At 70.1% G+C, this 23,644-nt stretch carries 24 protein-coding genes; 16 read left to right on the top strand and 8 right to left on the bottom strand.

The window, feature by feature from the left end:
• Window positions 1–23: 23 nt before the first annotated feature.
• Together DFH01_RS24285 and DFH01_RS24280 are read right to left on the bottom strand one after the other, a co-directional pair.
• Window positions 24–1,760: a cation:proton antiporter domain-containing protein gene (locus DFH01_RS24285; RefSeq protein ID WP_109873102.1), complete on the bottom strand. Its 1,737-nt coding sequence runs from the start codon at window positions 1,758–1,760 to the stop codon at window positions 24–26.
• 102 nt (window positions 1,761–1,862) lie between these two features.
• Complete coding sequence (locus DFH01_RS24280; protein ID WP_109873101.1) at window positions 1,863–3,122, bottom strand: D-amino acid dehydrogenase; 1,260 nt, start codon at window positions 3,120–3,122, stop codon at window positions 1,863–1,865.
• A 133-nt stretch (window positions 3,123–3,255) separates the two neighbouring features.
• On the opposite strand from DFH01_RS24280, the gene DFH01_RS24275 reads away from it, so the two are divergent.
• Window positions 3,256–3,693, top strand: coding sequence for an Lrp/AsnC family transcriptional regulator (locus tag DFH01_RS24275; RefSeq protein ID WP_109873100.1), 438 nt, complete (start codon window positions 3,256–3,258; stop codon window positions 3,691–3,693).
• A gap of 138 nt (window positions 3,694–3,831) precedes the next feature.
• Entirely contained in the window at window positions 3,832–4,164 is a 333-nt protein-coding gene (locus DFH01_RS24270; protein WP_109873099.1) for a hypothetical protein, read from the top strand.
• A gap of 32 nt (window positions 4,165–4,196) precedes the next feature.
• Here the strand turns inward: DFH01_RS24270 and DFH01_RS24265 are convergent, their stop codons facing one another.
• Window positions 4,197–5,078, bottom strand: coding sequence for an NAD(P)/FAD-dependent oxidoreductase (locus DFH01_RS24265; protein ID WP_109873098.1), 882 nt, complete (start codon window positions 5,076–5,078; stop codon window positions 4,197–4,199).
• On the opposite strand from DFH01_RS24265, the gene DFH01_RS24260 reads away from it, so the two are divergent.
• The 4 genes from DFH01_RS24260 to DFH01_RS24245 all read left to right on the top strand — a co-directional run bounded on the left by DFH01_RS24260 (window position 5,035) and on the right by DFH01_RS24245 (window position 9,222).
• On the top strand, window positions 5,035–6,273 hold the full coding sequence (locus DFH01_RS24260) for a YihY/virulence factor BrkB family protein (RefSeq protein WP_442899728.1): 1,239 nt from the start codon (window positions 5,035–5,037) through the stop codon (window positions 6,271–6,273). The genes DFH01_RS24265 and DFH01_RS24260 overlap by 44 nt on opposite strands.
• 69 nt (window positions 6,274–6,342) lie before the next feature.
• Window positions 6,343–7,314 (top strand): Bug family tripartite tricarboxylate transporter substrate binding protein, encoded by a 972-nt coding sequence (locus DFH01_RS24255; RefSeq protein ID WP_109873096.1) that lies wholly within the window; start codon window positions 6,343–6,345, stop codon window positions 7,312–7,314.
• A gap of 4 nt (window positions 7,315–7,318) precedes the next feature.
• Window positions 7,319–8,710 carry an ABC transporter substrate-binding protein gene (locus DFH01_RS24250; RefSeq protein ID WP_158287891.1) on the top strand — a complete coding sequence of 464 codons (1,392 nt, stop codon included), beginning with the start codon at window positions 7,319–7,321 and terminating at the stop codon, window positions 8,708–8,710.
• Between the two features lie 53 nt (window positions 8,711–8,763).
• Window positions 8,764–9,222 (top strand): RidA family protein, encoded by a 459-nt coding sequence (locus DFH01_RS24245; protein ID WP_109873094.1) that lies wholly within the window; start codon window positions 8,764–8,766, stop codon window positions 9,220–9,222.
• A 16-nt stretch (window positions 9,223–9,238) separates the two neighbouring features.
• On the opposite strand, the gene DFH01_RS24240 is transcribed toward DFH01_RS24245, so the two are convergent.
• The 5 genes from DFH01_RS24240 to DFH01_RS24220 all read right to left on the bottom strand — a co-directional run bounded on the left by DFH01_RS24240 (window position 9,239) and on the right by DFH01_RS24220 (window position 13,924).
• A complete protein-coding gene (locus tag DFH01_RS24240; protein ID WP_233256262.1) occupies window positions 9,239–10,006 on the bottom strand; it encodes an ABC transporter permease in 768 nt (255 codons plus the stop codon).
• Entirely contained in the window at window positions 10,006–11,082 is a 1,077-nt protein-coding gene (locus DFH01_RS24235) for an ABC transporter permease (protein WP_109873092.1), read from the bottom strand. Before DFH01_RS24235 ends, DFH01_RS24240 begins: the two co-directional genes overlap by 1 nt.
• 98 nt (window positions 11,083–11,180) lie before the next feature.
• A complete protein-coding gene (locus tag DFH01_RS24230) occupies window positions 11,181–12,206 on the bottom strand; it encodes an extracellular solute-binding protein (protein ID WP_109873091.1) in 1,026 nt (341 codons plus the stop codon).
• An 11-nt stretch (window positions 12,207–12,217) separates the two neighbouring features.
• Complete coding sequence (locus tag DFH01_RS24225) at window positions 12,218–13,180, bottom strand: aminotransferase class IV (protein ID WP_109873090.1); 963 nt, start codon at window positions 13,178–13,180, stop codon at window positions 12,218–12,220.
• A gap of 3 nt (window positions 13,181–13,183) precedes the next feature.
• The gene (locus DFH01_RS24220; protein ID WP_109873089.1) at window positions 13,184–13,924 is read right to left on the bottom strand and encodes a hypothetical protein; all 741 of its coding nucleotides are present in this window, start codon (window positions 13,922–13,924) and stop codon (window positions 13,184–13,186) included.
• Window positions 13,925–14,027: 103 nt separating this feature from the next.
• Here DFH01_RS24220 and DFH01_RS24215 point away from each other — a divergent pair, with 103 nt between their 5' ends.
• The 10 genes from DFH01_RS24215 (at window position 14,028) to DFH01_RS24170 (ending at window position 23,631) form a co-directional block, all read left to right on the top strand.
• The gene (locus tag DFH01_RS24215) at window positions 14,028–14,999 is read left to right on the top strand and encodes a Bug family tripartite tricarboxylate transporter substrate binding protein (RefSeq protein ID WP_158287890.1); all 972 of its coding nucleotides are present in this window, start codon (window positions 14,028–14,030) and stop codon (window positions 14,997–14,999) included.
• Window positions 15,000–15,201: 202 nt separating this feature from the next.
• Window positions 15,202–16,560: an FAD/NAD(P)-binding protein gene (locus DFH01_RS24210; protein WP_109873223.1), complete on the top strand. Its 1,359-nt coding sequence runs from the start codon at window positions 15,202–15,204 to the stop codon at window positions 16,558–16,560.
• A gap of 69 nt (window positions 16,561–16,629) precedes the next feature.
• Window positions 16,630–17,862, top strand: a complete 1,233-nt coding sequence (locus DFH01_RS24205; protein ID WP_233256261.1) for an ABC transporter substrate-binding protein — start codon at window positions 16,630–16,632, stop codon at window positions 17,860–17,862.
• Between the two features lie 4 nt (window positions 17,863–17,866).
• Window positions 17,867–19,735, top strand: coding sequence for an ABC transporter permease (locus tag DFH01_RS24200; protein ID WP_109873087.1), 1,869 nt, complete (start codon window positions 17,867–17,869; stop codon window positions 19,733–19,735).
• The gene (locus tag DFH01_RS24195) at window positions 19,732–20,514 is read left to right on the top strand and encodes an ABC transporter ATP-binding protein (protein WP_109873086.1); all 783 of its coding nucleotides are present in this window, start codon (window positions 19,732–19,734) and stop codon (window positions 20,512–20,514) included. The genes DFH01_RS24200 and DFH01_RS24195 overlap by 4 nt, the downstream gene beginning before the upstream one ends.
• Window positions 20,515–20,518: 4 nt before the next feature.
• Entirely contained in the window at window positions 20,519–21,220 is a 702-nt protein-coding gene (locus DFH01_RS24190; protein WP_233256260.1) for an ABC transporter ATP-binding protein, read from the top strand.
• A gap of 114 nt (window positions 21,221–21,334) precedes the next feature.
• Window positions 21,335–22,327, top strand: coding sequence for an NAD(P)/FAD-dependent oxidoreductase (locus tag DFH01_RS24185; RefSeq protein ID WP_199231383.1), 993 nt, complete (start codon window positions 21,335–21,337; stop codon window positions 22,325–22,327).
• Window positions 22,324–22,896: a pyridoxamine 5'-phosphate oxidase family protein gene (locus DFH01_RS24180; RefSeq protein WP_109873084.1), complete on the top strand. Its 573-nt coding sequence runs from the start codon at window positions 22,324–22,326 to the stop codon at window positions 22,894–22,896. The genes DFH01_RS24185 and DFH01_RS24180 overlap by 4 nt, the downstream gene beginning before the upstream one ends.
• Window positions 22,893–23,174 carry a DUF3253 domain-containing protein gene (locus tag DFH01_RS24175; RefSeq protein ID WP_109873083.1) on the top strand — a complete coding sequence of 94 codons (282 nt, stop codon included), beginning with the start codon at window positions 22,893–22,895 and terminating at the stop codon, window positions 23,172–23,174. The genes DFH01_RS24180 and DFH01_RS24175 overlap by 4 nt, the downstream gene beginning before the upstream one ends.
• 13 nt (window positions 23,175–23,187) lie before the next feature.
• Window positions 23,188–23,631: a DUF1499 domain-containing protein gene (locus DFH01_RS24170; RefSeq protein WP_109873082.1), complete on the top strand. Its 444-nt coding sequence runs from the start codon at window positions 23,188–23,190 to the stop codon at window positions 23,629–23,631.
• Window positions 23,632–23,644 lie beyond the last annotated feature (13 nt).

The raw sequence follows: 23,644 nt of genomic DNA, 5'->3' as shown, positions 1-23,644 counted from the left end.
GTCCGACCAGGGCGCCCCGCACCCTACGGCGCGGCCGGGTGGACCGGCGCACTGTCCAGCATGCGCAGGGCGATCTCGCGCTCGCCGAGCACGGTCGTGTCCGCCCCCAATCCAGCAAGGTGCGCGACCGCTGCATCGGAATGCGCCCGCGCCAGGATGAACAGCCGCGGATTCAGCGCGCGCGCCTGGTGAACCACCTGGCCCGCCTCGAAGGCCTCGGGAACAGTGCAGAAGAGGCGGTGCGCGGCCGCGAGATTCGCTGCGGCGATCACCTCGGGATCGGCGGCGTTGCCCACCAGCACCTCCGCCCCGGCGATCCGGGCCGCTTCCGCCGACGCCTCGTCATCCGTGATGACGAGCACCGGCCGGCCGGCCTGCACCAGCGCGGGACCGATGATCGAACCGACGCGACCATAGCCGACGACCACGTCGTGGTCTGTGAGCGTGGTCACCGCCGGGGGCTCCGGCTCGGGCTCTGGCGCGGGCGCGGGCGGAGCAAGGGCCGGCTCCGGCTGCGGCGCGGGCGCCGGCGCGACAGGCGCTGCGTCGGTCGTGAAACGGATGCGCGTCAGCAGTTTCGTCCGTCCGCGCTCGACGGCCACGAACAGGAAGGGGTTCAGCATGATGGAGAGGATGGCGCCGGCCAGCACCAGATCCCTTCCCTCCGCCGGCAGCAGATTCAAGGCGAGGCCGAGGCCGACCAGGATGAAGGAGAACTCGCCGATCTGCGCCAGCGCCGCGGAGACGGTCAGCGCGGTGGTCGTCGGATGCCCGAAGGCGCGCACGATGAGGAAGGCGGCGATCGACTTGCCGAGGACGATGATCGCCACGGTGGCCAGCACGGCCAGCGGATCCTCGACCAGCACTGCCGGGTTGAACAGCATCCCCACCGAGACGAAGAACAGCACGGCGAAGGCGTCGCGCAACGGCAGCGCCTCGTCCGCCGCGCGCTGGCTGAGGCGGCTTTCGCCCATCATCATGCCGGCGAAGAAGGCGCCGAGGGCAAAGCTCACCTCGAACATCTTTGCCGCACCGAAGGCGACCCCGAGCGCGACCGCATAGACCGCCAGCCGGAACAGCTCGCGCGAGCCGGTATGCGCGGCGTGGTGCATGATCCAGGGGATGATCCGCCGCCCGGCGATCAGCATCACCGCGACGAAGGCGGCGACCTTCAGCAGCGTGATCCCGACTGTCATGGCGATTTCGCCGGCGGGCAGCAGCGTGTCGGCGGCGAGTGCCGGCGCCAGCGCCGGCAGGAGCACGAGCGCGAGGACCATCACCAGGTCCTCCACGATCAGCCAGCCGACGGCGATCCGGCCGCGCTCCGAATCCAGGATCTTCCTTTCCTGCAGCGCGCGGACCAGCACGACGGTCGAGGCGACGGACAGCGCCAGGCCGAAGACGAGACCGGCCCCGATCCCCCACCCCAGGCCCCAGGCGAGCGCCATGCCCAGCAACGTCGCGACGGCGATCTGCGCAACGGCACCGGGCACGGCGATGCGGCGCACGGCCATCAGTTCCTGCGGCGAGAAATGCAGGCCCACGCCGAACATCAGGAGAATCACCCCCATCTCGGCGAGTTCCTGCGCAAGCTGCGCATCCGCGACGAAGCCCGGCGTGAAGGGCCCGACGGCGATGCCGGCCGCGAGGTAGCCGACCAGCGGGGACAGGCGCAGCCGATGCGCCACCATGCCCAGCAGGAAGGCCAGCATGAATCCCGCGGCGATGGTGGCGATCAGCGGGGTTTCATGTCCAGGCATGCTCGGCTCCCTGCGTGCAGAACCTTAGGTATTGCGCACACAGGGCGTTTCAACCGGAATCTTTCCGGAAAAATGCCAAGGCCAGGCGCGACCCCCGTCTTCCTAGACCGGTGCGTAGCGTGCCAGGCCGAGATCATCATGGGCGATGTCCGGCTTGCGCCCGGTGACGAGGTCAGCGAGCAGGCGGCCGGACCCGCAGGCCATGGTCCAACCCAGCGTGCCATGGCCGGTGTTGAGGAAGAGATTGGTGTAACGCGTCGCCCCGATCACCGGCGTGCCGTCCGGCGTCATCGGCCGCAGCCCGGTCCAGAAGCTCGCGCGCCCGAGGTCGCCGCCCCGCGGAAAGAGATCCGCGACGGAATGCTCGAGCGTCTCGCGCCGCGGCCGCCGGAGGCGCAGCGAGAAGCCCGCAAGCTCCGCCGTGCCGCCGACGCGGATGCGGTCGCCGAGCCGCGTGATCGCGACCTTGTAGGTCTCGTCCATCACCGTGGAGACCGGCGCCGAGGCTTCCTCGGTCACCGGCAGCGTCAGCGAGTAGCCCTTCACCGGGTAGACCGGGACATGGACGTTGAGCGGCCGCAGCAGCGCCGGCGTGTAGCTGCCCATCGCAACGACGTAGCTGTCCGCGGTGAAGCGGCCCTGGTCGGTCTCCACCGCCACGATCGCGCCCGCATCGCTCGACAGCCCCCTGACGGTGACGCCGTGACGGAACCGGACGCCGGCAGCCTCGGCGAGGGCGGCGAGGCGCTGAGTGAAGAGGAAGGCGTCCCCGGTCTCGTCGCCCGGCAGTTGCAACCCGCCCACGAACTTGCCCCCGACCTGGGCGAGCGCCGGCTCGGCGGCGACACAGCCCGCCGGATCGAGCAGCGCGTGACGCACGCCAAAGGCCTTCAGCACCTGCATGTCGGCACCGACCGAATCGAGCTGCTTCTGGGTGCGGAACAGCTGCAGCGTGCCCTTGGTGCGCTGGTCATAGGCGATGCCTGTTTCGGCACGCAGTTCCTTCAGGCAGTCCCGCGAATACTCGGCCAGCCGCACCATGCGGGACTTGTTCACGCCGTAGGCGGCCTCGGTGCAGTTCGCCAGCATCTGGCCGAGCCAGCGATAAAGCCCGCCATCCAGGCGCGGCCACAGCACGAGCGGCCGGTGGCGCATCATCAGCCACTTCAGGGCCTTCACCGGGATGCCGGGGCCGGCCCAGGGCGCGGAGTAGCCGGGAGAGACCTGGCCGGCGTTGGCGAAGCTGGTCTCCATCCCCGGCGCCGGCTGGCGGTCGAGGACGGTTACCTCGTGGCCGGCGCGCGCGAGATACCAAGCGCTTGCCACGCCGACCACGCCGGAACCGAGCACCAGCACCCGCATCGCAAGTCTCCCAAGCAAGGAATGCTCGGAGAATAGTAGGAAGATCGGCGAATTTCCGGCATATCCGACGCACGGAATGGTGCCATGGGGCGCAATACAGCATAAAGTTTTACCATTTCGCAGGATCCACCGCATGGACGACATCGACCGGGCTATCATTCGCGAGTTGCGGCGCGACGGGAGAATGCCCAATGCGGCGCTGGCGTCAGCCGTCGGGCTGTCCCCATCCGCCTGTCTGCGTCGCCTGCGGCTGCTGGAGCGCAACGGCACGATCCGCGGCTACACCGTCCTGGTCGAAGAGCCTCCCACCCGCGATGCCGTGACCGTCATCGTCCAGATCACGCTGGAACGGCAGACGGACGACCACCTGCGCCGGTTCGAGGACGCCGTCCGCAAATGCCCCGAGGTGCGGGCCTGCCACCTGATGACGGGCATGTCCGACTACCTGCTGCGGGTGGAGGTGCGCGACGCCGCCGACTACGAGCGGCTTCACAAGGAGGCCCTGTCGCGCATGCCCGGCGTGGCGCGCATCCAGTCCAGCTTCGCCATCCGCACGGTGATCCGCGGCTGAGCAGCCGCCTCGCCTCCCTGCAGGTCGCCCTCGGGCACAGGTCCGGCCGCGTGATGATGGCTGGCGCATGAACGAAAGTTCCGATGCGCGGCACCGCCCCGTGACCTAGCCTGCCTCTGTGAGACCGGAGCCCCGTCCATGCACATCGCCCGCAGCCTTTCCGCCCTTCTGTGCGGGGGCGCGCTGCTGGTCGCCGCAGGCCATGCCAGCGCTGATGCGATCGACGGTGACTGGTGTACGGAGAGCGGCCTGCGCATGACGATCCGGGGGCCGAGCCTGGTTTCGCCGGGTGGGGCGCAGGTGAACGGCGACTACACGCGGCACGGCTTCAGCTATGCCGCTCCGGCCGGCGAGCCCGGCGGGGGCGGTGAGGTCCGGCTGCAGCTGCGCGGCGACAACCTGATGCTGGCCGAAGCCTCGGCCGGCTCCATCGAAAGAACCTGGAGGCGTTGCGGTCCGCCCACAAGCTGAGCCCCCGCGCAGCGCTTGCCGCCTCTTCGCGATCAACAGGCGTTGTGGATGCGCGTCGCCGCGATGGCGGCATGGCCCATGCCGACGACGATCTGATCGAGGCCGGACACCACATCGCCGGCAGCGTAGAGGCCGGGCACGGAGGTCATCATTCCGTCGTCCACCACCAGCGCGCCCTTCGCATCGGTTTCTGCGCCCAGTGCAAGCGCCAACTCCGTGCGGTAGTTCAGGCCGAGCGCTGAGTAGAGGACGTCGAAGCGCAGTTCCTGCGCGCCGAAACGCAGGGCTCGGATCCGACCATCGGCGATGTCGAGGCCCGCGACAGGCTGCTCCTCGATGCGCACGCCGTGGCTGCCAAGGCGTTCCAGGGTATGCGGGTCCATCATCCCGCCTTCGCCGAGGGTCAGCAGCGTGACATCGGCGGAGTAGCTGCGGGCGATGAAGATTGCCTCATCGGCGCCGCGCGCGCCGATCACCGCGATGCGGCGGTCGCGACTTTCGAAGCCGTCGCAGATCGGGCAGTAGCGCACCAGGCCGCCACGCACGGCGTCGGGCAGCCCGGGCAGTGCGGGCTCGATATCCTCGGCCCCCGTCGCCAGCAGCACATGCCGCGCATGGATCGGATCTGCCCCCCGGCGTTCGGCGACGAAACCACCGTCGCGACGCTCAAGATGGTCGATGCGCGAGGCAAGCCACGGCACGGCGTAGCGGTCCAGATGGGCGCGCTGCAGCGCAAGGATCGCCGCCCCGCCGATTCCCTCGGCAAAGAAGGGGATGTTATGGCTGGCCGGTATCGAGCCGGCACGCGCCGCTCCGCCATCGGCCAGCGCGACACGCCGGCGGAAGCGCGCCAGGTAGAGCGCCGCGGTCATGCCCGCGGGGCCACCGCCGATCACCAGGGCGTCGAGGTCCATGCCCCTGCAACGCCCGCGAGCCCCGGGGGCTGCATCGCACGGCACCATTCCCCTTCCGCCGCGTTGCGCCCGGCGAAGCACGCAGCGCGGGAGATCCAGCATGCCTCGCACTCCACGCCCTTCCACACCCTGGGCGATCCTTGCCGGCGCCTTCGTCGGTTGGCTGGTCGCCGGAGGCGAGCGTCAGCCGGCTGCGGCGGGGGTGCCGGCTGTCGCGAACCGGCGCAACCGACGCATGCAGCGCGCCGGCGGGGATGCCGGGTCGGGTCGCGATGCCGCGGCACCACAGGATATTCCGAGCCGCGGGTGGTGGGCGATCCTCAAGCGCACCGTCAGGGAGGCCGGCAATGACCGGCTTATGACGGAAGCCGCGGGCATCACCTTCTACACGCTGCTGGCCCTGTTCCCCGCCATCGCCGCCCTCGTCTCTCTCTACGGCCTCGTCGCGGACCCCGAGACGGTCGCGCAGCACATCGACGCCTTGGCGGGCGTCGTACCGGGTGGCGGCATGCAGATCATCCAGGAGCAGGTGAACCGCGTGACGAGCCAGCCGCAGGGCACCCTCGGCTTCGGTGTCGCCGCCGGCCTGCTGATCTCGCTGTGGAGCGCGAACGCGGCGACGAAGGCGGTCGTCGACTCGCTGAACGTCGTCTACGAGGAGGAGGAGAAGCGTGGCTTCTTGACGCGCACAGCCGTCACCCTCGCCCTGACACTCGGCGCCTTGCTCTTCGCGATCCTGGCGATGGCTGCGGTGCTGGTGCTGCCCGCTGTCCTGACCTTCGTCGGCCTCGGTGGCACGGCGGAATGGATCCTGCGCATCGGACGCTGGCCGCTCCTTGCGGTGGCGGTGGCGCTGCTGCTCGCCATCCTCTACCGGTTCGGGCCCAGTCGCGAGACGCCGCGCTGGCAGTGGGTGAGCTGGGGCAGCGGCGTGGCCGCCGTTCTGTGGCTGCTCGTTTCCATCGCCTTCTCCTGGTACGTGGCCAATTTCGGCAGCTACAACGAGACATACGGATCGCTCGGCGCGGTCATCGGCTTCATGACCTGGATCTGGATCTCCGCGATGGTGGTGTTGTTCGGCGGCGAGCTGAACGCCGAGATGGAGCACCAGACGGCCCGCGATACGACGACCGGGCCTCCGCGTCCGCTTGGAGCCCGCGGCGCGGAGATGGCGGACCGCGTCGCGTCGGGCTGAGCGAACGCTTCGGTTGCACCCGGCCTCGCCCTGCGGAACACTGGCGCGCGCAAGCTGGGAGAGATCCGAATGGCACCGTCCACCACCCGCCGCGGCCTGCTGGCCGGCACCGCCTCGCTGCTCGCCCTGCCCGCGCTGGCGCAGGGCAGCTTCCCGGACAAGCCGATCCGCATCATCGTGCCCTTCCCCCCGGGCGGCGGCACGGACAACCAGGCGCGCGCCTTCGCCGACGCGCTTGCGCGCGAGATGCCGCAGCGCGTCATCGTGGACAACCGCGCGGGCGCCGGCGGCAACATCGGCGTGGAAGCCGCGGCGCGCAGTCCGGCGGATGGCTACACGCTGCTCGCCACCGGCCCGAACATCATCAACACGCGCTACCTGATCAAGGACACGCCGTTCCGCTGGGAACGCGACTTCGACACGCTGGGGCTGATGTTCGCCTCGCCCAACGTATTGGTCGTGCATCCCTCGGTCCCGGCAAGCACCGTGCCGGAATTCATCGCGCATCTGAAGGCCAACCCGGGAAAGCTGAACTTCGCCTCGGCTGGTGCCGGCGGCTCGATCCATCTCTCGGGCGAGCTGTTCATGAGCATGACAGGTACGCAGATGACCCACGTGCCCTACCGCGGCGACGCACTGGCACGGACGGACCTCACCAACGGGAACGTGCAGGTGATGTTCAACACCCTGGTCACATCCGTGCAGCCGATCCGCGCCGGCCAGTGGCGCGGCCTGGCTGTGACGGGCGATCAGCGCTCGAGCTCGCTGCCGGAGCTGCCCACCGTGGCCGAGGCCGGCGTGCCGGGCTTCAGCGTGATCTCCTGGATGGGCCTCTTCGCGCCAAAGGGCATCCCGGCAGAGGCGGTGGCGAAGATCCGCGAGGGCTTCGACAAGGTCTTCGCCAACCCGACCAACCGCGCAGAGTTCGAGCAGAAGTTCAGCGTGGACACGATCCCTTCCAGCCCGGCGCAGCACCTCGCCTTCATGCAGGCGGAAGAAAGGAAGTGGGCGCCGATCCTGAGCCGCTTCGAACCTGCCTGACGCCGTGCGCCACCTGACCATCGCGGCGGAGAAGTGCCGCTTCCTGCCCGCGACGCGCGTGACTGACGACACCAGCGTCCTCACCCTGAAGACGCTGGTGTTCGAACCCCTGGTGAGGTGGTGCGAAGGGGGGCGCGTGGCCCCTGCCCTGCTCGCACGTTGGGAGGTGGCGGAAGGCGGGCGACGCTGGCTGTTCCATATCCGCGAGGGCGCGCGCTTCCACGACGGCAAGGCCTGCGAAGCCGAGGACATCCTCGCCATGATCCAGGGCATCCTGGGCTCGGTGGACATGTTCGGGATGAAGTGGAGCTACAGCCGCTACCTGTCGCGCGCCACGCTATCCGCCCCGACACGGACCACGCTGCTGGTGGAGAACCCCGACCCCTTCGCGGACATCCTCGACATCTTCTCCGAGTTCTTCGTCTGCCGCGAGGATGCGCGGGGTGCGCCGGTGCTCGGCACCGGGCCCTATCGCGTGGCCGACTTCGAGCAGGACGCCTCGGCCATCCTGGAGCGCGTGGCCGGCAGCGCGGGTCCCGAGCGCATCACCTTCCACGCGATGCCGGATCCCGCGGCGCGACTCGCCGCGCTGCAGGCGGGCGTGGCCGACGCGGCGATGCAACTGGAGAGACTGGCAGATGGGCCGCGCTTCGAGGCCGGCCTGGAGTGGGGGCGCGCGCTGAACACGCTCTCGGTCATGCACTACCTCAACTGCGCCGAGGGCGCCTTCGCGCATCCGGCGGCGCGGCGCGCGATCAACCACGCGGTGGATCGACAGTCCATCCTGGACGGGCTGTTCCACGGCCTCGGCGCCCTCTCCGCGACCGTGGTCAGCCCGCTCCATCTCGGCGCGAAGGCGGCGGCGCTCACACCCATCCCCTACAACCCGGACCGCGCGAAGCGGCTGTTCGAGGAAGCCGGCACGAGCGAGCCGATCCATCTGCGCACGCCGCTCGAGATGCCGGAGAAGGCACGCGAGATCACACAGGCCGTCGCCGACGCGCTCGGCCGCGTCGGCCTCCCCACGCGCATCGAGGAGCAGCCCGACCGGCCGGAATATGCGCGCGAGGTGGGGCGCAAGCGGATCGGCGACGTGGCGATCTTCGACAGCTCGCCGCATTCCACCTTCCGCGTCCTGGACGACAAGATCTCCTCCGCGAACCGCGCCGTGTGGTGGCAGGGCTATCACGACGACGAGGTACAGCGCCTGATCGCCGCCGCGAACCATGCGGTCGAGGACGATGCGCGTGAGGCAGCCTATGGCGCCGTGCTGCGCCGGCTGCACGCGAACCCGCCTTGGCTCTATCTGTTCCACCCCATCGAAGTCTTCGCCGCACGGCCGGGCGCGGGGCGCTTTGTGCTGGAGGGCAGCGGCATCCTGCGCGTGGAGGGCTGACGCGCGGCGCCTGTCCCGGCACACTCGGTGCTCCGCAGGAAGGGAGCCCCGCCATGTCCGCCGAGAAGCGCCTTGCCGAGCTTGGGATCTCGCTACCAAGCGCACCGGCGCCGCTTGCCAACTACGTGCCCTGGCGCATCGGCGGCGGGCTGCTGTTCCTCTCCGGCGTCGGACCGCGACGGGCGGATGGCAGCAACATCATCGGCGTCCTCGGCGCCGACCTTGACGTGAAGGCGGGGTACGAGGGCGCGCGACTCTGCGGCCTGAACCTTCTCGCGAACATGCGCGCCGCGCTCGGCTCCCTGGACCGCGTGGACACCATACTGAAGGTGCTGGGGATGGTGCGCGGAACGCCGGAATTCGGCGAACAGCCGGAGGTGATCAATGGCTGCACCGACCTGTTCGTTGAGGTGTTCGGCGATGCGGGGCGCCCTGCTCGCTCGGCCGTCGGCATGGGCAGCCTGCCGCGCGGCATCGCCGTCGAGATCGAGGCGGTAGTGCTGATCCGCTGAACCCCGCGCGCCGGCCTCACCGCCGGCGCAACGCCTCGGTCAGTAGCAGCAGCAGCACGGAGACGGCGAAGAGCAGGCTGGCCGCCGCCAGGATCGTCGGCGTCATGTATTCGCGCACATTTGCGTACATCTGGCGCGGCAGCGTGAACTGACCTGGCCCGGCCAGGAACAGCGTGATGACGAATTCGTCGAGCGAGGTCGCGAAGGCGAAGACCGCACCTGCCGCCACACCCGGCCAGATGCGCGGCAGCAGCACGCGACGGAACGCCATCCATGGCGTGGCGCCGAGCGAAGAAGCGGCCCGGAGCAGCGTCGCGTCGAAGGTCGCCAAGCTGGCTAGGACGGAGACCAGAACGAAGGGCACGGCGACGACCGTGTGGCCAAGCACGAGCCCCGGCAGCGTGCCGGCGAGGCCAACCAGTGAGAAGGCGAAGAACATCGACGCCGCGGTGACGATGAACGGCGTCACCATGGGCAGCGTCAGCAGCGCGAGCAGCAAGGCGCGGCCGCGGAACTGGCCAAGATGAAGCCCGAGCGCCGCCGCGGTGCCGAGAAGCGTGGCGACGGCCATGGTGGCGCCCCCCACCAGCAGGCTGTTGCGCGTCGCCATGACCCAGCGGTCGCTGACGAAGAAATCCGCATACCATCGCAGCGACAGTCCGCTCGGCGGGAAGCTGAGCAGTTCGGTCGGCGAGAAGGAAAGCCAGATCACCGCGATCATGGGCAGCGAAAGGAACAGCAGGACGCCCGCCGAGACACCGAGCAGCAGCCGGGATGGGGACATCATATCCGCGCCCCGGTCGGGGTCCCGCCGGTGAGAACGCGCAGCAGCGCCACCACTGCGCCCGCCATCGCCAGCAGATAGGCGGACAGCGCCGCCGCCATGCCCCAGTTCACGTCCCGGTTCAGGAATTGCGCGATGAACCAGGCGACGAGCTGGTCCTTCTCCCCACCCAGCAGGGCCGGCGTGATGTAGAAGCCGACTGCGAGCAGAAAGGTCATCGCCCCGCCGGCCAGGATTCCAGGCAAAGACAGCGGCAGCCAGACGCGACGGAAGCGCAGCCACGGGCCGGCTCCGAGCGAAGCCGCGGCCAGCAGATGCCGCCGGTCCAGGCGCGTCATGACGCCGACCATCGGCAAGATGGCGACGGGCAGCAGGATGTGGATGGTGGAGAGCAGCACCGCGACCCGCGTGCCGACCAGTTGCAGCGGGGCATCGACGATGCCGAGCAGGATGAGCAGGTCGTTGACCGGCCCTTCCCGCTGCAGCAGCGCGAACCATGCGGTGCTGCGGACCAGGACCGACGACCAGAATGGCATCAGCACCAGCAGCAGCGCCACCGATGACCAAGGCGGGCGTAACGCGGCGATGCAGGCCGCCACCGGCCAGCCGAGCAGCAGGCAGGCCCCGGTGACCACCACGCTGACCCACAGCGTCCGCAGGAACAGCGTGACGAAGACGGCCTGTTCAGGATCGACGCGCCGGAACTCCCCTTCGGCCGTGCGGGTGAGGTCGAGCGCGCGCAGCAGGTAGAGCGAGGTCGTGGGGCCGGCGGCACGCTGCAGCAGCCGCCAGATCTCCGGGTCCGACCAGCGTGCATCGAGTGCCGGCAGGCTCTCGGAGTATGGGGCAGTCAGGCGGTCATGGGCGCGGGCGGTTCGCAGCAGCAGGGCGCGGAGACCGCTGCGTTCGAAGTTCAGGCGCTGCGCAAGCGCGCCGATGCGCCGTTCCTCCAGCGCGGACGCTGCCTCCTGCGCCAGGGCCGCAAAGGCTGTTTCAGGCGGAAGGCCCTGCCCGTCCCAGGCAGCAAGCGCGGCCCGCGTGCGGGGCAGGGTCTCCGACAGTTCGCGATCCGTCACCGCGGTCAGCAGCGTGTTGCCGACCGGCAGGAAGAAGGCAAAGCCCAGCAGCAGCAGCAGCGGCGCCAGAAGCGCCGCCGCGAGGAGCTTCTGGCGGCTCAGCGGTTGAGCCAGGCGGCGAAGCGCTGCTCGAGATCCGGGCCCTGGTCCAGCCAGAACTCGGTGTCGATCTGCAATCCGCGATCCTGGTGGCGGCTCAGCATGAGCGGATAGCGCTCGCGGATCGCGGCATCATTGGCCACCGCAGCCGTGACCGGATTGATCGGCCAGAGTTGCGCCAGGGCGCGCAGCGGCTCGGGATCGGTGATGAAGTCCACCAGGCGCATCGCCGCGGCGCGGTGCTGCGTGCCGCGCACCACCGCCCAGTAGTCATAGGCGAAGAGCAGCGTGTCCCAGTTCAGGTCGAGCTTCGCGCCGTTGCCGATCGCCGTCGCGACACGGCCCGTGTATCCGGCCGCGTAGGCGACCTCGCCGGCGTTGACCAGCTCAAGCGGCTGCTGGCCGCCGGTCCAGAATTGCAGGCTGGGCCGGATCCGGTCGAGCGCGGCAAAGGCGCGCCGCTGGCCCTCCGACGTGCCGAGCACGCGATAGACCTCCGCCGCCGGCACGCCGTCGCCCATCAGCGCCATCTCGAGCGTCATGCGGGCGCCGCGGCGCAGCGCGCGGCGCCCAGGAAAGCGCTGCACGTCCCAGAACTCCTGCCAGGTGGCGGGGCCGTTCGGGTTGCGATTGGTGTCGCGGAACACGGCGACGCCCCAGCCTATGGCTCCCGCGCCGCAGGTGGTCGTGCCGCCGGGCAGGAATTTCTGGCGGTTCACCACGGACCAGTCGATCCGTTCGAAAATGCCGTCCTCGCAGCCGCGGATCAGGTCCGGCGCCTCCACCATCACCACGTCCCAGGTGACGTTGTTGGCCTGCACCATCGCCCGGATCGGACCGACATTGTAGTCGTAGGACGCATCACGCAGGGGGATGCCGGTCTGTCGCGTGAAACCCTGGAACAGCGTGCTGCGCATATGCTCCTGCAGCCGCCCGCCGCCGGCGACGATCGTCAGTTCCCGCTGCGCCATCGCGGGCGCGGCACTCAGCGCCAGCACGGCCAGCAGCACGAGAAAACGCTTCATCGGGTGCCCCCTCAGGCCATCTCGGGCGGCGGGATGCTCGCCACCTCGGTGATGTGCCAACCGGCATTCTTCCTGTCGTAGTAGGTGTTGAGCAAGCGTGTCGTGACCGGCCCCGTCACGCCGGCCCCGATCGGGGCGCCATCCAGCCGGGTCAGCGGAAACAGGCCGCAGGAGGTGGCGGTCAGGAACGCCTCGCTCGCCCGCCCAAGGTCCTCCGGCGCCAGCCTGCCGTAACGCGCGGGGATCCCGAGATCCGCAGCGATCTCGAACATGGTCCTGCAGGAGATGCCCGGCAGGACATTGGCGTCCGGCGCGACGAGCCCGCCATCCACCAGCGCCACGAGATTGAACCCCGGAGCCTCGGCCAGCGCCCCGTCCGGCGCGAGCAGCAGGGGAATGTCCGCGCCCGCATCCTTGGCGAGGAAGGTCGCGCGCTGGAAATCGCCCCAATGCGTGTTCTTCCAGGCCGGGTTCACGGATGCCGCCGCGATTCGCGGGATGCCGCGCGCGATCATCGCATGCAGGCCGCGGTTCATTTCCGCCGGCTGGCCGCGCAGGATCAGCGGCGTGACGGTGGCGAAGAAGCGGTGCGCGACATGCCTCGCCGGATCGCGCGTGCCCGGCACGGCCGTGCCGCGGGTGCAGGCGAAATACACCAGCGTGTCCGCCAGGCCGCTGCGGCGTACCAGCTCCGCCAGCACGCGGCGCAGACCGTCGCGTGTCAGGCCCGGGTCCAGACGAAGCCCGGCGCAGGAGGAAAGGAATCGGTCGAGGTGATCCTCGAGGCGGAAGAAGCCGCCCCGCCAGGTGTGGACGACGTCGTAGGTCATGTCGGCATACATCAGGCCGAGATCGCGTACGGGCACCCGCGCCTCATGCAGCGGCACCAAGGCCCCGTCCAGGAAGGCCAGCGCCTTCGAGAAATCCGCATTCTCCGGCGTGAGATGGGTCGGGACGTTCAGGGGCTCAGCCATGTGTCAGCCGCCATTCCGCCGATCAGCGCGGTCAGCTGCGACGGCCAGGCGAAACGCACCCTGGTCGGGCTCATCCGCCCAGGCCCTGAACGCCTCCGAGGCCGGCACGCGGCCTGCGCGGATGAGGTCGAGCCAGGTCTCCGCCGCCCGGACGAAGGGGTTCACGCCGCGCGGCCATATGGTGAGCGAGAGCGCCTCGGCGAGCTCGGCCTCGCCGGCGCCCGCGGCGAGAGCCGCTTCGATCTCTGCCTCCAGGCCCCAACGCTGGTCGCAGGCGGTGTGGATCGCCGCGAGACAGATGCGGGCCAGCGGTTCCGCGACGACACCATCGGCCAGCAGGGCGCGCGCGCCGGACAGGTACGCCGCACGGATCGGCGCCGCCGGGAAGTGCTGGCTCCAGGTCGCGTCCAGGACCGCGTAGCGCGGGGCGCCGGCGGCCCAGGCCGCGAGTCGGAACAGCGCCATCGCCTGCGCATCCGTGCCGCCGGCTGCGCGGAACTTCGCCAGGTGATGCGTGCCCACCGGTTCGGCACAGGCGGCGAGGATCGCGAGCCAGACCGACTCGCGCGCCAATGGCGCGAGGTGCCGTGCATCAAGCGTCAGGGCGCGGTACATCGCTTCGTAGCACCGGTGCAGCTCCGGCATCGCGGCGGCCATCAGGCCGTGATGCGGCAGGACGAAACCGCGAGTGTCGCGGATCGCCGCAAGGCGGGCGCGCACCTCCTCGGCGCTGGGGGCTGTCATCCCGCGAGCGTGGCGGCAGCCTGGCGGCATGGTCAATGGCGGGGTTCCCGTCGGCGACGCATGTGCTTCAATGGGCCGAACGATAACCACAGGGGAGACCGCCATGCGCCGTCGCCATGCCCTTGCGCTGTTGAGCGCCCCGCTGCTGCTGCCCGCCGTCGCACGGGCGCAGGCCTGGGCGCCGAGCCGACCCGTGACGCTGGTGGTGCCCTTCCCGCCCGGCGGGCCGACTGACCTCGCGGCGCGCCTGATCCAGAGTGGCATCCAGTCCACGCTCGGCCAGCCCGTGGTCGTGGACAATCGCCCCGGCGCCACTGGCGCGATCGGGTCGCGCTATGTCGCGCAGGCCGCACCGGACGGCCACACGCTGCTCGTCGCCGCCAGCGGCACGCTCACCATCAACGAGGTGGTGATGCGCAGCGCCGGGTATGAAACGGAGCGCGACTTCGCGCCGATCACCCTGGTGATGAGCGTGCCCAACATGATCGTGGTCCATCCTTCCGTGCCGGCGCGCACGGTGCCGGAGGTGGTGGCCTGGATGAAGGCGCAGCGTGGGGGCGTGAACTATGCCTCCAGCGGCGTGGGGTCCTCGGAGCAGCTCGGCATGGAGCTGTTCCGGCTGCGCACGGGCACGGAGGCGACCGCCGTTCCGTATCAGGGCGGGCCGGCCGCCATGCAGGCCGTGATCCAGAACCAGGCGCCGATCGCGATGCTGAACGCCGCGACAGTCGGGCCGCAGGTGCAGGCCGGCGCCCTCCGCGGCATCGCAGTGGCGGGCCCGCGCAGGATGACCACACTGCCCGATGTGCCCACCATGACGGAACAGGGCCTGCCACAGATCGTCAGCGGCAGCTGGACAGCCGTGGTCGCGCCGAAAGCGACCCCCGACGCCGTCCTGGACCGCCTGAACGAGGTGATGGTCGCTGCGCTGCGTGCGCCGGAGGTGCAGGAGCGGCTCGGACGCGTCGGGTTCACGGTGGACGCGTCGAGCCGCGCCGAACTGGCGCAGTTGATCGCGAACGATCTCGGTCGCTGGCGCGAGGTGGTGCGGGAAGCGAACATCCCGCAGAACTGATCCGGGCTCGGCCGGCACCACGGGGAGCGCGGATGTGCTGGTTGCCGGATTTCCGCTGACGGCGTGATGCTCGCCATTCGGACCGGCCTGAGGCAGATATTCTCCCAGAAGAACGGAGAACCTGCCCTTGCCGGCGCCAAGGACCCTCGCCGAACTGGAGGCGGATGTCGCACGCGACCTTGCTCTGGTCGCGCACCCGCGCATGGAATGGCTGCGACCGAAGACGAGCGGCGGACGGCATGTGCTGGATGTGCTCGTCATCGGGGGCGGCCAGTGCGGCGTGGTCGCCGCGCACGGGCTGCTGCGGGAGAAGGTCCGCAACATCCTGGTGATCGACCGGGCCGAGCGGGGGCGCGAGGGCCCCTGGCAGACCTACGCCCGCATGCCGAACCTGCGCAGCTGGAAAGACCAGAGCGGCCCGGACCTCGGCATGCCGTCGCTAACCTACCAGGCGTGGCACGAGGCGCAGTTCGGCGTGGCCTCCTGGGAGGCGCTGAAGCTCATCCCGCGGGAACTCTGGAACGACTACCTCCTCTGGTTCCGCCGGGTAACGGGCGTGCCGGTCCGGAACGGGATCGAAGCAGGCCGGATCACGCCGGCGCGGACGGATGACGGCCTGCCGTGCCTGAGTGTCGCGACGGGCGATGGACCGATGCTTGCGCGGAAGGTCGTGCTCGCCACAGGGCAGGAGGATGCCGGACGCTGGTGGATGCCCGACTTCGTCGCCGCGCTGCCGGCCGAGCGACGCGCCCATAGCGCCGACGAGATCGACTTCGCCGCGCTGCGCGGCAAGGTCGTGGCGGTGCTGGGCGCCGGAGCCTCCGCTTTCGACAACGCCGCAACGGCACTGGAACACGGCGCGCGCGAGGTACACCTGTTCTGCCGGCGCGCGGAACCGCAGCTCGTCCAACCCTATCGGTGGCTGACCTTCTCGGGCTTCCTGCAATGCCTGCATGAGATGCCGGACGAGTGGCGCTGGCGCTTCATGTCGCATGTGCTTGGCCTGCGCGAGGCCTTTCCGCAGGACACCTGGGACCGCACCGCCCGCTTCCCCAATTTTCGCATGCATCTCGGCAGGCCGTGGACCGGGGCTCGTGCCGACGCCGAAGGGAAAGTCCTGCTGGAGACGCCGCGGGGGCCCTTCACCGCGGATTTCCTCATCTGCGGCACCGGTATCCGGATGGAATTCGCCGCGGTCGAGCCCCTGGCCGGCTTCGCGGGCAACATCGCGCGCTGGGCCGACCGACACGCGCCGGCCGCGGCGGACGCCGACGCGCGGTTGGCCGAGTTTCCCTATCTCGCACCTGACTACGGGCTGCTGGAGCGGCAGCCGGGACAGACACCCTGGATCCGAGACATCCACCTGTTCGGGATCGCCAGCACACTCTCCTTCGGGCCGGCCGGGGCCTCGATCAACGCGATGGTCTATGCCGTCCCGAGGCTGGTCCGCGGTGTGATGCGTGGACTGTTCGAGGCCGATCTCCCACGCCTATGGCAGGACTGTCTTGCCTATCGCGATCCCATCGCCCAGATCGAAGAAACCCGTCTTGCAGCCGGGTGAGTCCGGCAATGCACTGGACCACCGGGCCGGCGGCGGCAAGGATACCCTGAGAGAACCAAGATCCGAGGCATGGCGATGGGCGAGAAGGCGATTTCACGTCGCGGCGCGTTGGTTGGCGGCGGCGTGGCGGCGGCGGCCCTGGTCGGGCTGCGTCCCGCCCGCGCCCAGGGGGCACCGGTGCGCATCGGCGAGTTGAACTCGTACAGCCGTATGGCCGCCTTTTCCGTGCCCTACCGCAATGCGATGCAGCTGGCGGCCGACACGATCAACCGGGCCGGCGGCGTCATGGGCGGCCGGCCGCTGGAATTCATCTTCCGCGACGACGGCGCGACGCCAGGCGATGCGGTGCGCGTGGCCGAGGATCTGCTGACGCGGGAGAACGTCGCCTTCATCGCCGGCACCTTCCTCTCGAATGTGGGCCTTGCCGTCGCCGACTTCGCCAACCAGCGCAAGCGACTCTTCTTTGCCACCGAGCCGCTCTCCGACGCCATCACCATGGCACAGGGCAACCGCTACACCTGGCGCCTGCGGCCAAACACCTACATGCAGACCCGGATGCTGACCGAAGCCGCGCGCGGCCAGACCGCGCGACGCTGGGGGATCGTGGCGCCGAACTATGAATACGGCCAGTCGGCGGCGGCGAACTTCAAGCGGCTGATCACGCAGTCCATCCCCGGCGCCCAGATCGTGGTGGAGCAGTATCCGGCGCTCGGCCGCGTGGATGCGGGCGCAACGGTCGGCGCGCTGAGCCAGGCGCGGCCGGACGCGATCTTCAACGTCCTCTTCGGCCCCGACCTCACCGCCTTCGTCCGCGAGGGCAACACGCGCGGCCTGTTCGAACGACGCCTGGTGCTCTCCCTGCTGTCGGGTGAGCCCGAATACATGATCCCGCTTGGCGACGAATGTCCCGAAGGGTGGATCGTCACCGGCTATCCCTGGGAGCAGGTGGACGCTCCCGCGCACCGCGCCTATGTCGAGGCCTACCGCGCGCGCTTCAATGAAACGCCGCGCATGGGCAGCCTGCTCGGCTATGTCACGGTGGAGGTGCTGGCGAACCTCCTCAACAAGGCCAACTCGCTCGACAGCGAGGCGCTTGTCGAGGCGCTGAGGGATCTCCGCAGCGACACCGTCACCGGCCCCGTGACGATGCGTGGGCTCGACCATCAGGGAACGATGGGAACCTGGGTCGGCGAGACCGTGCTGCGCGGTCGCACCGGTGCCATGCGCAACGTGCGCTACGTGGACGGCGCCGAGGTGATGTTCCCCGAGGCGGAGGTCCGCGCCGCGCGTCCCAACGCCTAGCCCGGTGGATCCGGGCTTCCTGCTGGTCCAGTCCCTGTCGGGTCTCGCCAGCGCCTCCTCGCTGTTCGTCATCGCCTCGGGGCTGACGCTGGTCTTTGGCGTCACCCGAATCGTCAACTTCGCGCACGGCTCCTTCTACATGCTGGGCGCCTACATCGCCGTCACGGTGGTGCCATGGCTGCTGGAGTTGGACCGCTCGCCCTGGCTGTTCTTCGCCGGCGTCCTGCTCAGCGCGCTTGCCGTCGGCCTGCTCGGCGTGGCGATGGAATTGCTGCTGCTGCGCCGGATCTACAAGGTGCCGGAGCTCTTCCAGCTTCTGGCCACCTTCGGGGTGGTGCTGATGGTACAGGATGCGGTGCTGTGGATCTGGGGGCCGGTGGACATCACCGGGCCGCGCGCACCGGGGCTGCGGCACGGCGTGGAGATCCTGGACCAGCGCTTCCCTGCCTATGAGCTGTTCCTCATCTTCGTCGGCCCGGCGGTTCTCGGGCTGCTTTGGCTGCTGATGCACCGCACGCGCTTCGGCATCCTGATCCGTGCCGCCACGCGCGACCGCGAGATGGTCGGCGCGCTCGGCGTGAACCAGGCGCTCCTCTTCACGGCGACGCTGTTCCTCGGAGCCTTTCTTGCAGGCCTTGGTGGCGCGCTCCAGATCCCACGTGTGTCGGCCTCGGCGCAGATGGATCTTTCCATCATCACGGAGGTCTTCGTCGTCACGGTAATCGGCGGAATGGGCAGCGTCACGGGTGCGTTCCTCGCTGCGCTGCTGATCGGACAGTTGCAGGCCTTCGGCGTCCTGATCTTTCCCAAGATCACACTGGTGCTGGTGTTCGTCCTGATGGCGGCGGTGCTGGTGGTGAAGCCCTGGGGGCTGCTCGGCCGCCCCGAGCCCGCGGCCGGCCGCGCGGCGCTCCCGGAAGGGATCCTGCACCCGCGTCGCTTCGGCGTGGTCGAGGGCACGATCGCGATGCTTGCCGTCGCGACCGCCTTCGTCCTGCCCTTGTTCGCCGATGCCTATACGCTGAAGGTCGCGACGGAGGTGCTCGTCCTGGCGCTTGCCGCCTTCTCGCTGAATTTCCTCGTCGGGAATGGCGGCATCGTCAGCTTCGGACATGCCGCCTATTTCGGTCTCGGCGCCTACGCGGCAGGCCTGCTGGTGACAAGGCTCGGCGTGCCGATGGAGCCGGCGCTCGTCGCCGCGCCGCTTGCAGGCGCATTCTTCGCCGCGCTGTTCGGCTTCTTCGTGGTGCGCCTCTCCGGCATCTACCTGGCAATGCTGACCCTCGCCTTTGCCCAGATCGCCTACGCCGTCTGTTTCCAATGGGTCGAGGTCACGGGCGGCGACAATGGCGTGGTCGGCGTCTGGCCCTCGCCCTGGGCTGCCTCGCGGCAAGTCTACTTCTACGTCGTGGCGGTCTGCGCGGTCGCCGGCATCGCCGCGATGCGGCACGTCATCTACGCACCCTTCGGCGCGACGTTGCGCGCTGCGCGGGATTCCGAGGTGCGGGCCGACGCCATAGGCGTGGATGTGCGCACCCATCGCTGGCTGGGCTTCACGCTGGCGGGCGCGGCGGCGGGGCTGGCGGGCGGGCTCTATGCATTCTCCAAGGGATCCATGGACCCCACACTGCTCGGCATCCCGACCTCGGTGGACTTCCTGGCGATGATTCTTCTCGGCGGCATCCAGACTGTCATGGGTCCGGTCATCGGCGCAGCGGCATTCCACTCGATCAAGGACGTCTTCATGCCGCTGACCGACTACTGGCGCTTCTTCCTCGGCGCCTCGATCATCGCGCTGGTCCTGATCTTCCCGCGCGGCCTCGGGGGCGCCTACGGGAAGCTGCGCGGAAGCCGCCCGGTGCAGCACGCATGACGCTGCTCCGCGTCGAGGGCCTCAGCAAGCGGTTCGGCGGCGTCGTCGCGGCGCGCGATGTCTCGTTCGATCTCGGGCCGGGCGAGATGCTCGCGATCATTGGCCCGAATGGCGCCGGCAAGTCCACCACCTTCAACATGGTCGGCGGCCAATTGCGTCCCGATTCCGGGCGGGTGGTTCTGGAGGGGGCGGAGATCACGGGCCGGCCCCCGCGCGCGGTCTGCCGCCTTGGCGTCGGTCGTACCTTCCAGGTGGCGCAGACCTTCCTGTCCATGTCCGTGGCGCAGAATGTTCAGATGGCGCTGATCGCCCGGGCAGGCCGCACGCGCGACCTTTTCGCCCAGGCGGACGCGCTCTACCGCGACGGGGCCCTGGCCTTGCTGGACCGCGTCGGGATGCGATCCGAGGCAGACCGCCCGATCGGCGAACTCGCCTATGGCGACGTCAAGCGCGTGGAGCTGGCTGTCGCGCTCGCCGCATCGCCGCGGCTGCTGCTGATGGACGAGCCCACCGCCGGGATGGCGCCACGAGAGCGCGCCGGGCTGATGCAGCTCACCGCGAGCATCGCACGCGAGCGGAGCATCGGCGTGCTCTTCACGGAGCACGACATGGACGCGGTCTTCGCCCATGCCGACCGCATCCTGGTCCTCGTCCGCGGCGAGATCATCGCCGCCGGCACGCCGGAGGAGGTTCGCGCGGACGAGCAGGTGAAGCGCGTCTATCTCGGCACCACCGGGCATCGCGCGGCGCTGCGCGCGCGGAAAGCAACGCATGGCTGACGCCGTGCTGGAGGTGGAGGACCTGAAGGCCGGCTACGGCCCGGCCGAAGTGCTGTTCGGCGTGACGCTGGCGCTGCGGCGCGGCGAGGTCGCGGCGCTGATGGGGCGCAACGGAGCCGGCAAGTCCACTACGCTGAAGGCCATCATGGGCCTGCTTCCGCCACGCGGCGGGCGGGTGCGCTTCGCGGGCCGGGATCTGACGGGCCTCGCGCCGTTCCGCATTGCACGGCTCGGCCTGGGCTACGTGCCGGAGGAGCGACGCATCTTCACCGACCTGACCGTCTACGAGAACCTCGAAGTCGGCCGTCGCGCCGCGCGTCAGGGGCAGGGCGCCTGGACCCCGGACCGCCTGTTCGAGATCTTTCCGAACCTGGCCGAGATGCGCGGACGCCGGGCCGCGGCCATGTCCGGCGGCGAGCAGCAGATGCTGACCATCGCCCGCACCCTGATGGGCAACCCCGAGGCGGTGCTTCTGGACGAACCATCCGAGGGGCTCGCGCCGGTGATCGTGGAACAGATGGCCGAAGCCGTGCTGCGCATGAAGCAGGAAGGTATCGCCGTGCTGCTCTCCGAGCAGAACCTCGATTTCGCCGCGGCCGTGGCCGACCGAGCCTATGTGATCGAGCGTGGCAGCATTCGTTACCAGGGCGCGATGGAGGCGTTGGAGGCAGACGAGCAGGTCCGTGAAGCCTGGCTGACGGTATGACCTGGGGTGCCGCCGAACGCCCGCGGCCGTGGCCGCCGGCGGAAGGACATCGGCGCCTGGGATGGACAGCGCGAGGCGCTTCCCGCGAGCGATCCGAGGCGCCATATTTCGCCCATGCCAATCCATTCGGTAGCGATCGTCGGGGCCGGGCTGGCCGGCCTCGCCTGCGCCAAGACACTGGCCGCGCACGGCGTTTCGGCGCGCCTCCTCGACAAGGGGCGCGCCGCCGGGGGGCGGATGGCCACAAGGCGGGTCGAGCTCGACGGCAGAAGCTTCGATTTCGACCACGGGGCGCAGTTCCTCACGGCACGTGGCAGCCTGTTCCGGGCGACGCTCGAGGCCACTCATGCGAAGCCGTGGCCCGACGAGGCGCGTCGGGTGGGCGTGCCGCGGATGTCTGCCATTCCGCGGGCTTTGGCGCAGGGTCTCGATCTGACCGTGGCGCGCGAGATCGTCGCGTTGCTGGGTGAGCCGGGCGCATGGCGCGTGCGGCATGCCCCGGCCGCCGCCGTGCAGCGCGGCCACGTCTCGGCCGGCAGCGTGGCCGAGGACGGCCCGTTCGATGCCGTCGTGCTTGCGATGCCCGCGCCACAGGCGGCCAAGCTGCTCTCGGACCCGGCGCCGCATCTCGCCGCCGTCCTGGAGCAGGTCGTGATGGCCCCGTGCTGGACCCTGATGGCCGCCTTCCCCTCTCGGCTGGCCCTGCCGGACACGATGCGCATGGCCGGCGGCCCGATCGGATGGGCGGCACGGGACAGTTCCAAGCCAGGGCGCAATGCGGAGCATGAGTGCTGGGTGGTGCAGGCCGGTCCCGACTGGTCCCGCACGCATCTCGAACTGGCGGCGCCGGAAGCCGCAGCGCGGCTGCTGGAGGCCTTTGCCGCCCTGGCCGGCGGGGACGTGCCGCAGCCGGTTCACGCGGCCGCGCATCGCTGGCGCTACGCCCTCGTGGAGACGCCGCTCGGCGCGCCATGCCTCTGGGATCCGGCGCTGTCCCTCGGCGCGGCCGGCGACTGGTGCATCGCGCCCCGCGCGGAAGCCGCCGTGGATAGCGGGGCAGCGATGGCCGCGCTGCTGGCCGGCGCTCCCGGAACGGCTGGCGGATGACGGAGCCGGAGGCGCTGGCGAACTGCCTGGCGGAAGCGTTTCGCCGGCTGGCCCGCGGCGTCGCGGACCGGCGCTCGCCCTTCCACACTCCGGCGCTGGCGACCGTCGCTCCCGACGGCAGCCCCGAGGTGCGAACCCTGGTGCTCCGCGGTTTCGACCCGCAGCAGCGCGCCATCCGCCTGCACAGCGATGCAAGGTCGCGCAAGGTGGCGTCGCTGCGGCATGAGCCGCGCTGCGCGCTGCACTTCTACGATGCCGGTGCGGCGCTGCAGCTTCGCGTGGCCGGCGTTGCGCGGATCCATGATGCCGATGCGGTTGCCGAGGCTGCCTGGCGCGCCAGCCGGGAGGCATCGCGGAAGTGCTACGCCGTCGAGCCAGGCCCGGGGGTTCCCGTCCCTGCCCCACCGCCGGCGCCGGCGGATTCGGCGGCAGGCTGGCCGCACTTCCGCGTCATCCTCATCCGGTTCGACCGGCTGGACTTCCTGGAACTCGCCGCCTCGGGGCACCGCCGCGCAGGCTTCTCCTGGCCAGCGGACGGAGCGCCGGATGCTGCCTGGCTCGTGCCATGAGCCCGACCGGACCGTCGACGATCGGCCAGGATGAGATCGCCGCAGAGATCCTGCGGCTCACGGAACAGCGCGGGCCGGCGAAGTCCATCTGCCCCAGCGACGTGGCGCGGTCGCTGGCGCCGGAGGAATCCGCGTGGCGGCCGCTGCTCGGCAAGGTGCGCCTGGCTGCGGTCGAGCTGGCACGGCAGGGCCGGATCGAGGTGCTGCGCAAGGGAAAACCTGTCGACCCGGGCGAGGAGATCCGCGGCGTGATCCGCCTGCGCATCCGATCGCGGTGACGAAGGATCTGTGATGCTCCAGCTTCTGCTTGGTCGCGGCACCGCCGGGCTGCCGCCCGCCGCTCCGGTGGATTTCGCGACGCTCCGCCTGCCCACGTCGCCCAATGCGGCGCTTGCCGCGCCACCCGGGACGACGAGCGAGCGGCACGTCGAGATTCCGGTGTTCAACCTCGCCCCGGAGACCGCGTGGGCCCTGCTGCGCAGGCTGGGCGACGGCATGGACCGGGTCTGGCTGACGGCCGAGTGGCCCGAGCGGCGTCAGGCGCAGTGGGTCGAGCGCAGTCGGCTCGCCAACTTCCCGGACCTGGTGAACGCCGAGGTCCGCCCGCTGCCGGGCGGGACCGGCCTGTTCCTCTACTCGCGCAGCCTGACGGGCTATTCGGACTTCGGCGTCAACGCGCGTCGCTTGGCCGCATGGCGCGCCGCCTTCGAGCGCGCTGTCGCGACGGCGAAGTAGCCGCGGCGTCGCC

Source organism: Falsiroseomonas bella, from assembly GCF_003173615.1.
Taxonomy (GTDB): Bacteria; Pseudomonadota; Alphaproteobacteria; order Acetobacterales; family Acetobacteraceae; genus Falsiroseomonas; species Falsiroseomonas bella.
The sequence above is the reverse complement of the archived record's forward strand: the minus strand, read 5'-3'. Positions and strand labels throughout refer to the sequence as shown.

What these genes read in the sequence shown, in the direction of transcription:
- DFH01_RS24285 (WP_109873102.1), bottom strand. Translation starts at nt 1,760, where the DNA reads ATGCCTGGACATGAAACCCCGCTGATCGCCACCATCGCCGCGGGATTC.
- DFH01_RS24280 (WP_109873101.1), bottom strand. Translation starts at nt 3,122, where the DNA reads ATGCGGGTGCTGGTGCTCGGTTCCGGCGTGGTCGGCGTGGCAAGCGCT.
- DFH01_RS24275 (WP_109873100.1), top strand. Translation starts at nt 3,256, where the DNA reads ATGGACGACATCGACCGGGCTATCATTCGCGAGTTGCGGCGCGACGGG.
- DFH01_RS24270 (WP_109873099.1), top strand. Translation starts at nt 3,832, where the DNA reads ATGCACATCGCCCGCAGCCTTTCCGCCCTTCTGTGCGGGGGCGCGCTG.
- DFH01_RS24260 (WP_442899728.1), top strand. Translation starts at nt 5,035, where the DNA reads ATGCCCGCGGGGCCACCGCCGATCACCAGGGCGTCGAGGTCCATGCCC.
- DFH01_RS24265 (WP_109873098.1), bottom strand. Translation starts at nt 5,078, where the DNA reads ATGGACCTCGACGCCCTGGTGATCGGCGGTGGCCCCGCGGGCATGACC.
- DFH01_RS24255 (WP_109873096.1), top strand. Translation starts at nt 6,343, where the DNA reads ATGGCACCGTCCACCACCCGCCGCGGCCTGCTGGCCGGCACCGCCTCG.
- DFH01_RS24245 (WP_109873094.1), top strand. Translation starts at nt 8,764, where the DNA reads ATGTCCGCCGAGAAGCGCCTTGCCGAGCTTGGGATCTCGCTACCAAGC.
- DFH01_RS24240 (WP_233256262.1), bottom strand. Translation starts at nt 10,006, where the DNA reads ATGTCCCCATCCCGGCTGCTGCTCGGTGTCTCGGCGGGCGTCCTGCTG.
- DFH01_RS24230 (WP_109873091.1), bottom strand. Translation starts at nt 12,206, where the DNA reads ATGAAGCGTTTTCTCGTGCTGCTGGCCGTGCTGGCGCTGAGTGCCGCG.
- DFH01_RS24225 (WP_109873090.1), bottom strand. Translation starts at nt 13,180, where the DNA reads ATGGCTGAGCCCCTGAACGTCCCGACCCATCTCACGCCGGAGAATGCG.
- DFH01_RS24220 (WP_109873089.1), bottom strand. Translation starts at nt 13,924, where the DNA reads ATGACAGCCCCCAGCGCCGAGGAGGTGCGCGCCCGCCTTGCGGCGATC.
- DFH01_RS24215 (WP_158287890.1), top strand. Translation starts at nt 14,028, where the DNA reads ATGCGCCGTCGCCATGCCCTTGCGCTGTTGAGCGCCCCGCTGCTGCTG.
- DFH01_RS24210 (WP_109873223.1), top strand. Translation starts at nt 15,202, where the DNA reads ATGGAATGGCTGCGACCGAAGACGAGCGGCGGACGGCATGTGCTGGAT.
- DFH01_RS24205 (WP_233256261.1), top strand. Translation starts at nt 16,630, where the DNA reads ATGGCGATGGGCGAGAAGGCGATTTCACGTCGCGGCGCGTTGGTTGGC.
- DFH01_RS24195 (WP_109873086.1), top strand. Translation starts at nt 19,732, where the DNA reads ATGACGCTGCTCCGCGTCGAGGGCCTCAGCAAGCGGTTCGGCGGCGTC.
- DFH01_RS24185 (WP_199231383.1), top strand. Translation starts at nt 21,335, where the DNA reads ATGCCAATCCATTCGGTAGCGATCGTCGGGGCCGGGCTGGCCGGCCTC.
- DFH01_RS24180 (WP_109873084.1), top strand. Translation starts at nt 22,324, where the DNA reads ATGACGGAGCCGGAGGCGCTGGCGAACTGCCTGGCGGAAGCGTTTCGC.
- DFH01_RS24175 (WP_109873083.1), top strand. Translation starts at nt 22,893, where the DNA reads ATGAGCCCGACCGGACCGTCGACGATCGGCCAGGATGAGATCGCCGCA.
- DFH01_RS24170 (WP_109873082.1), top strand. Translation starts at nt 23,188, where the DNA reads ATGCTCCAGCTTCTGCTTGGTCGCGGCACCGCCGGGCTGCCGCCCGCC.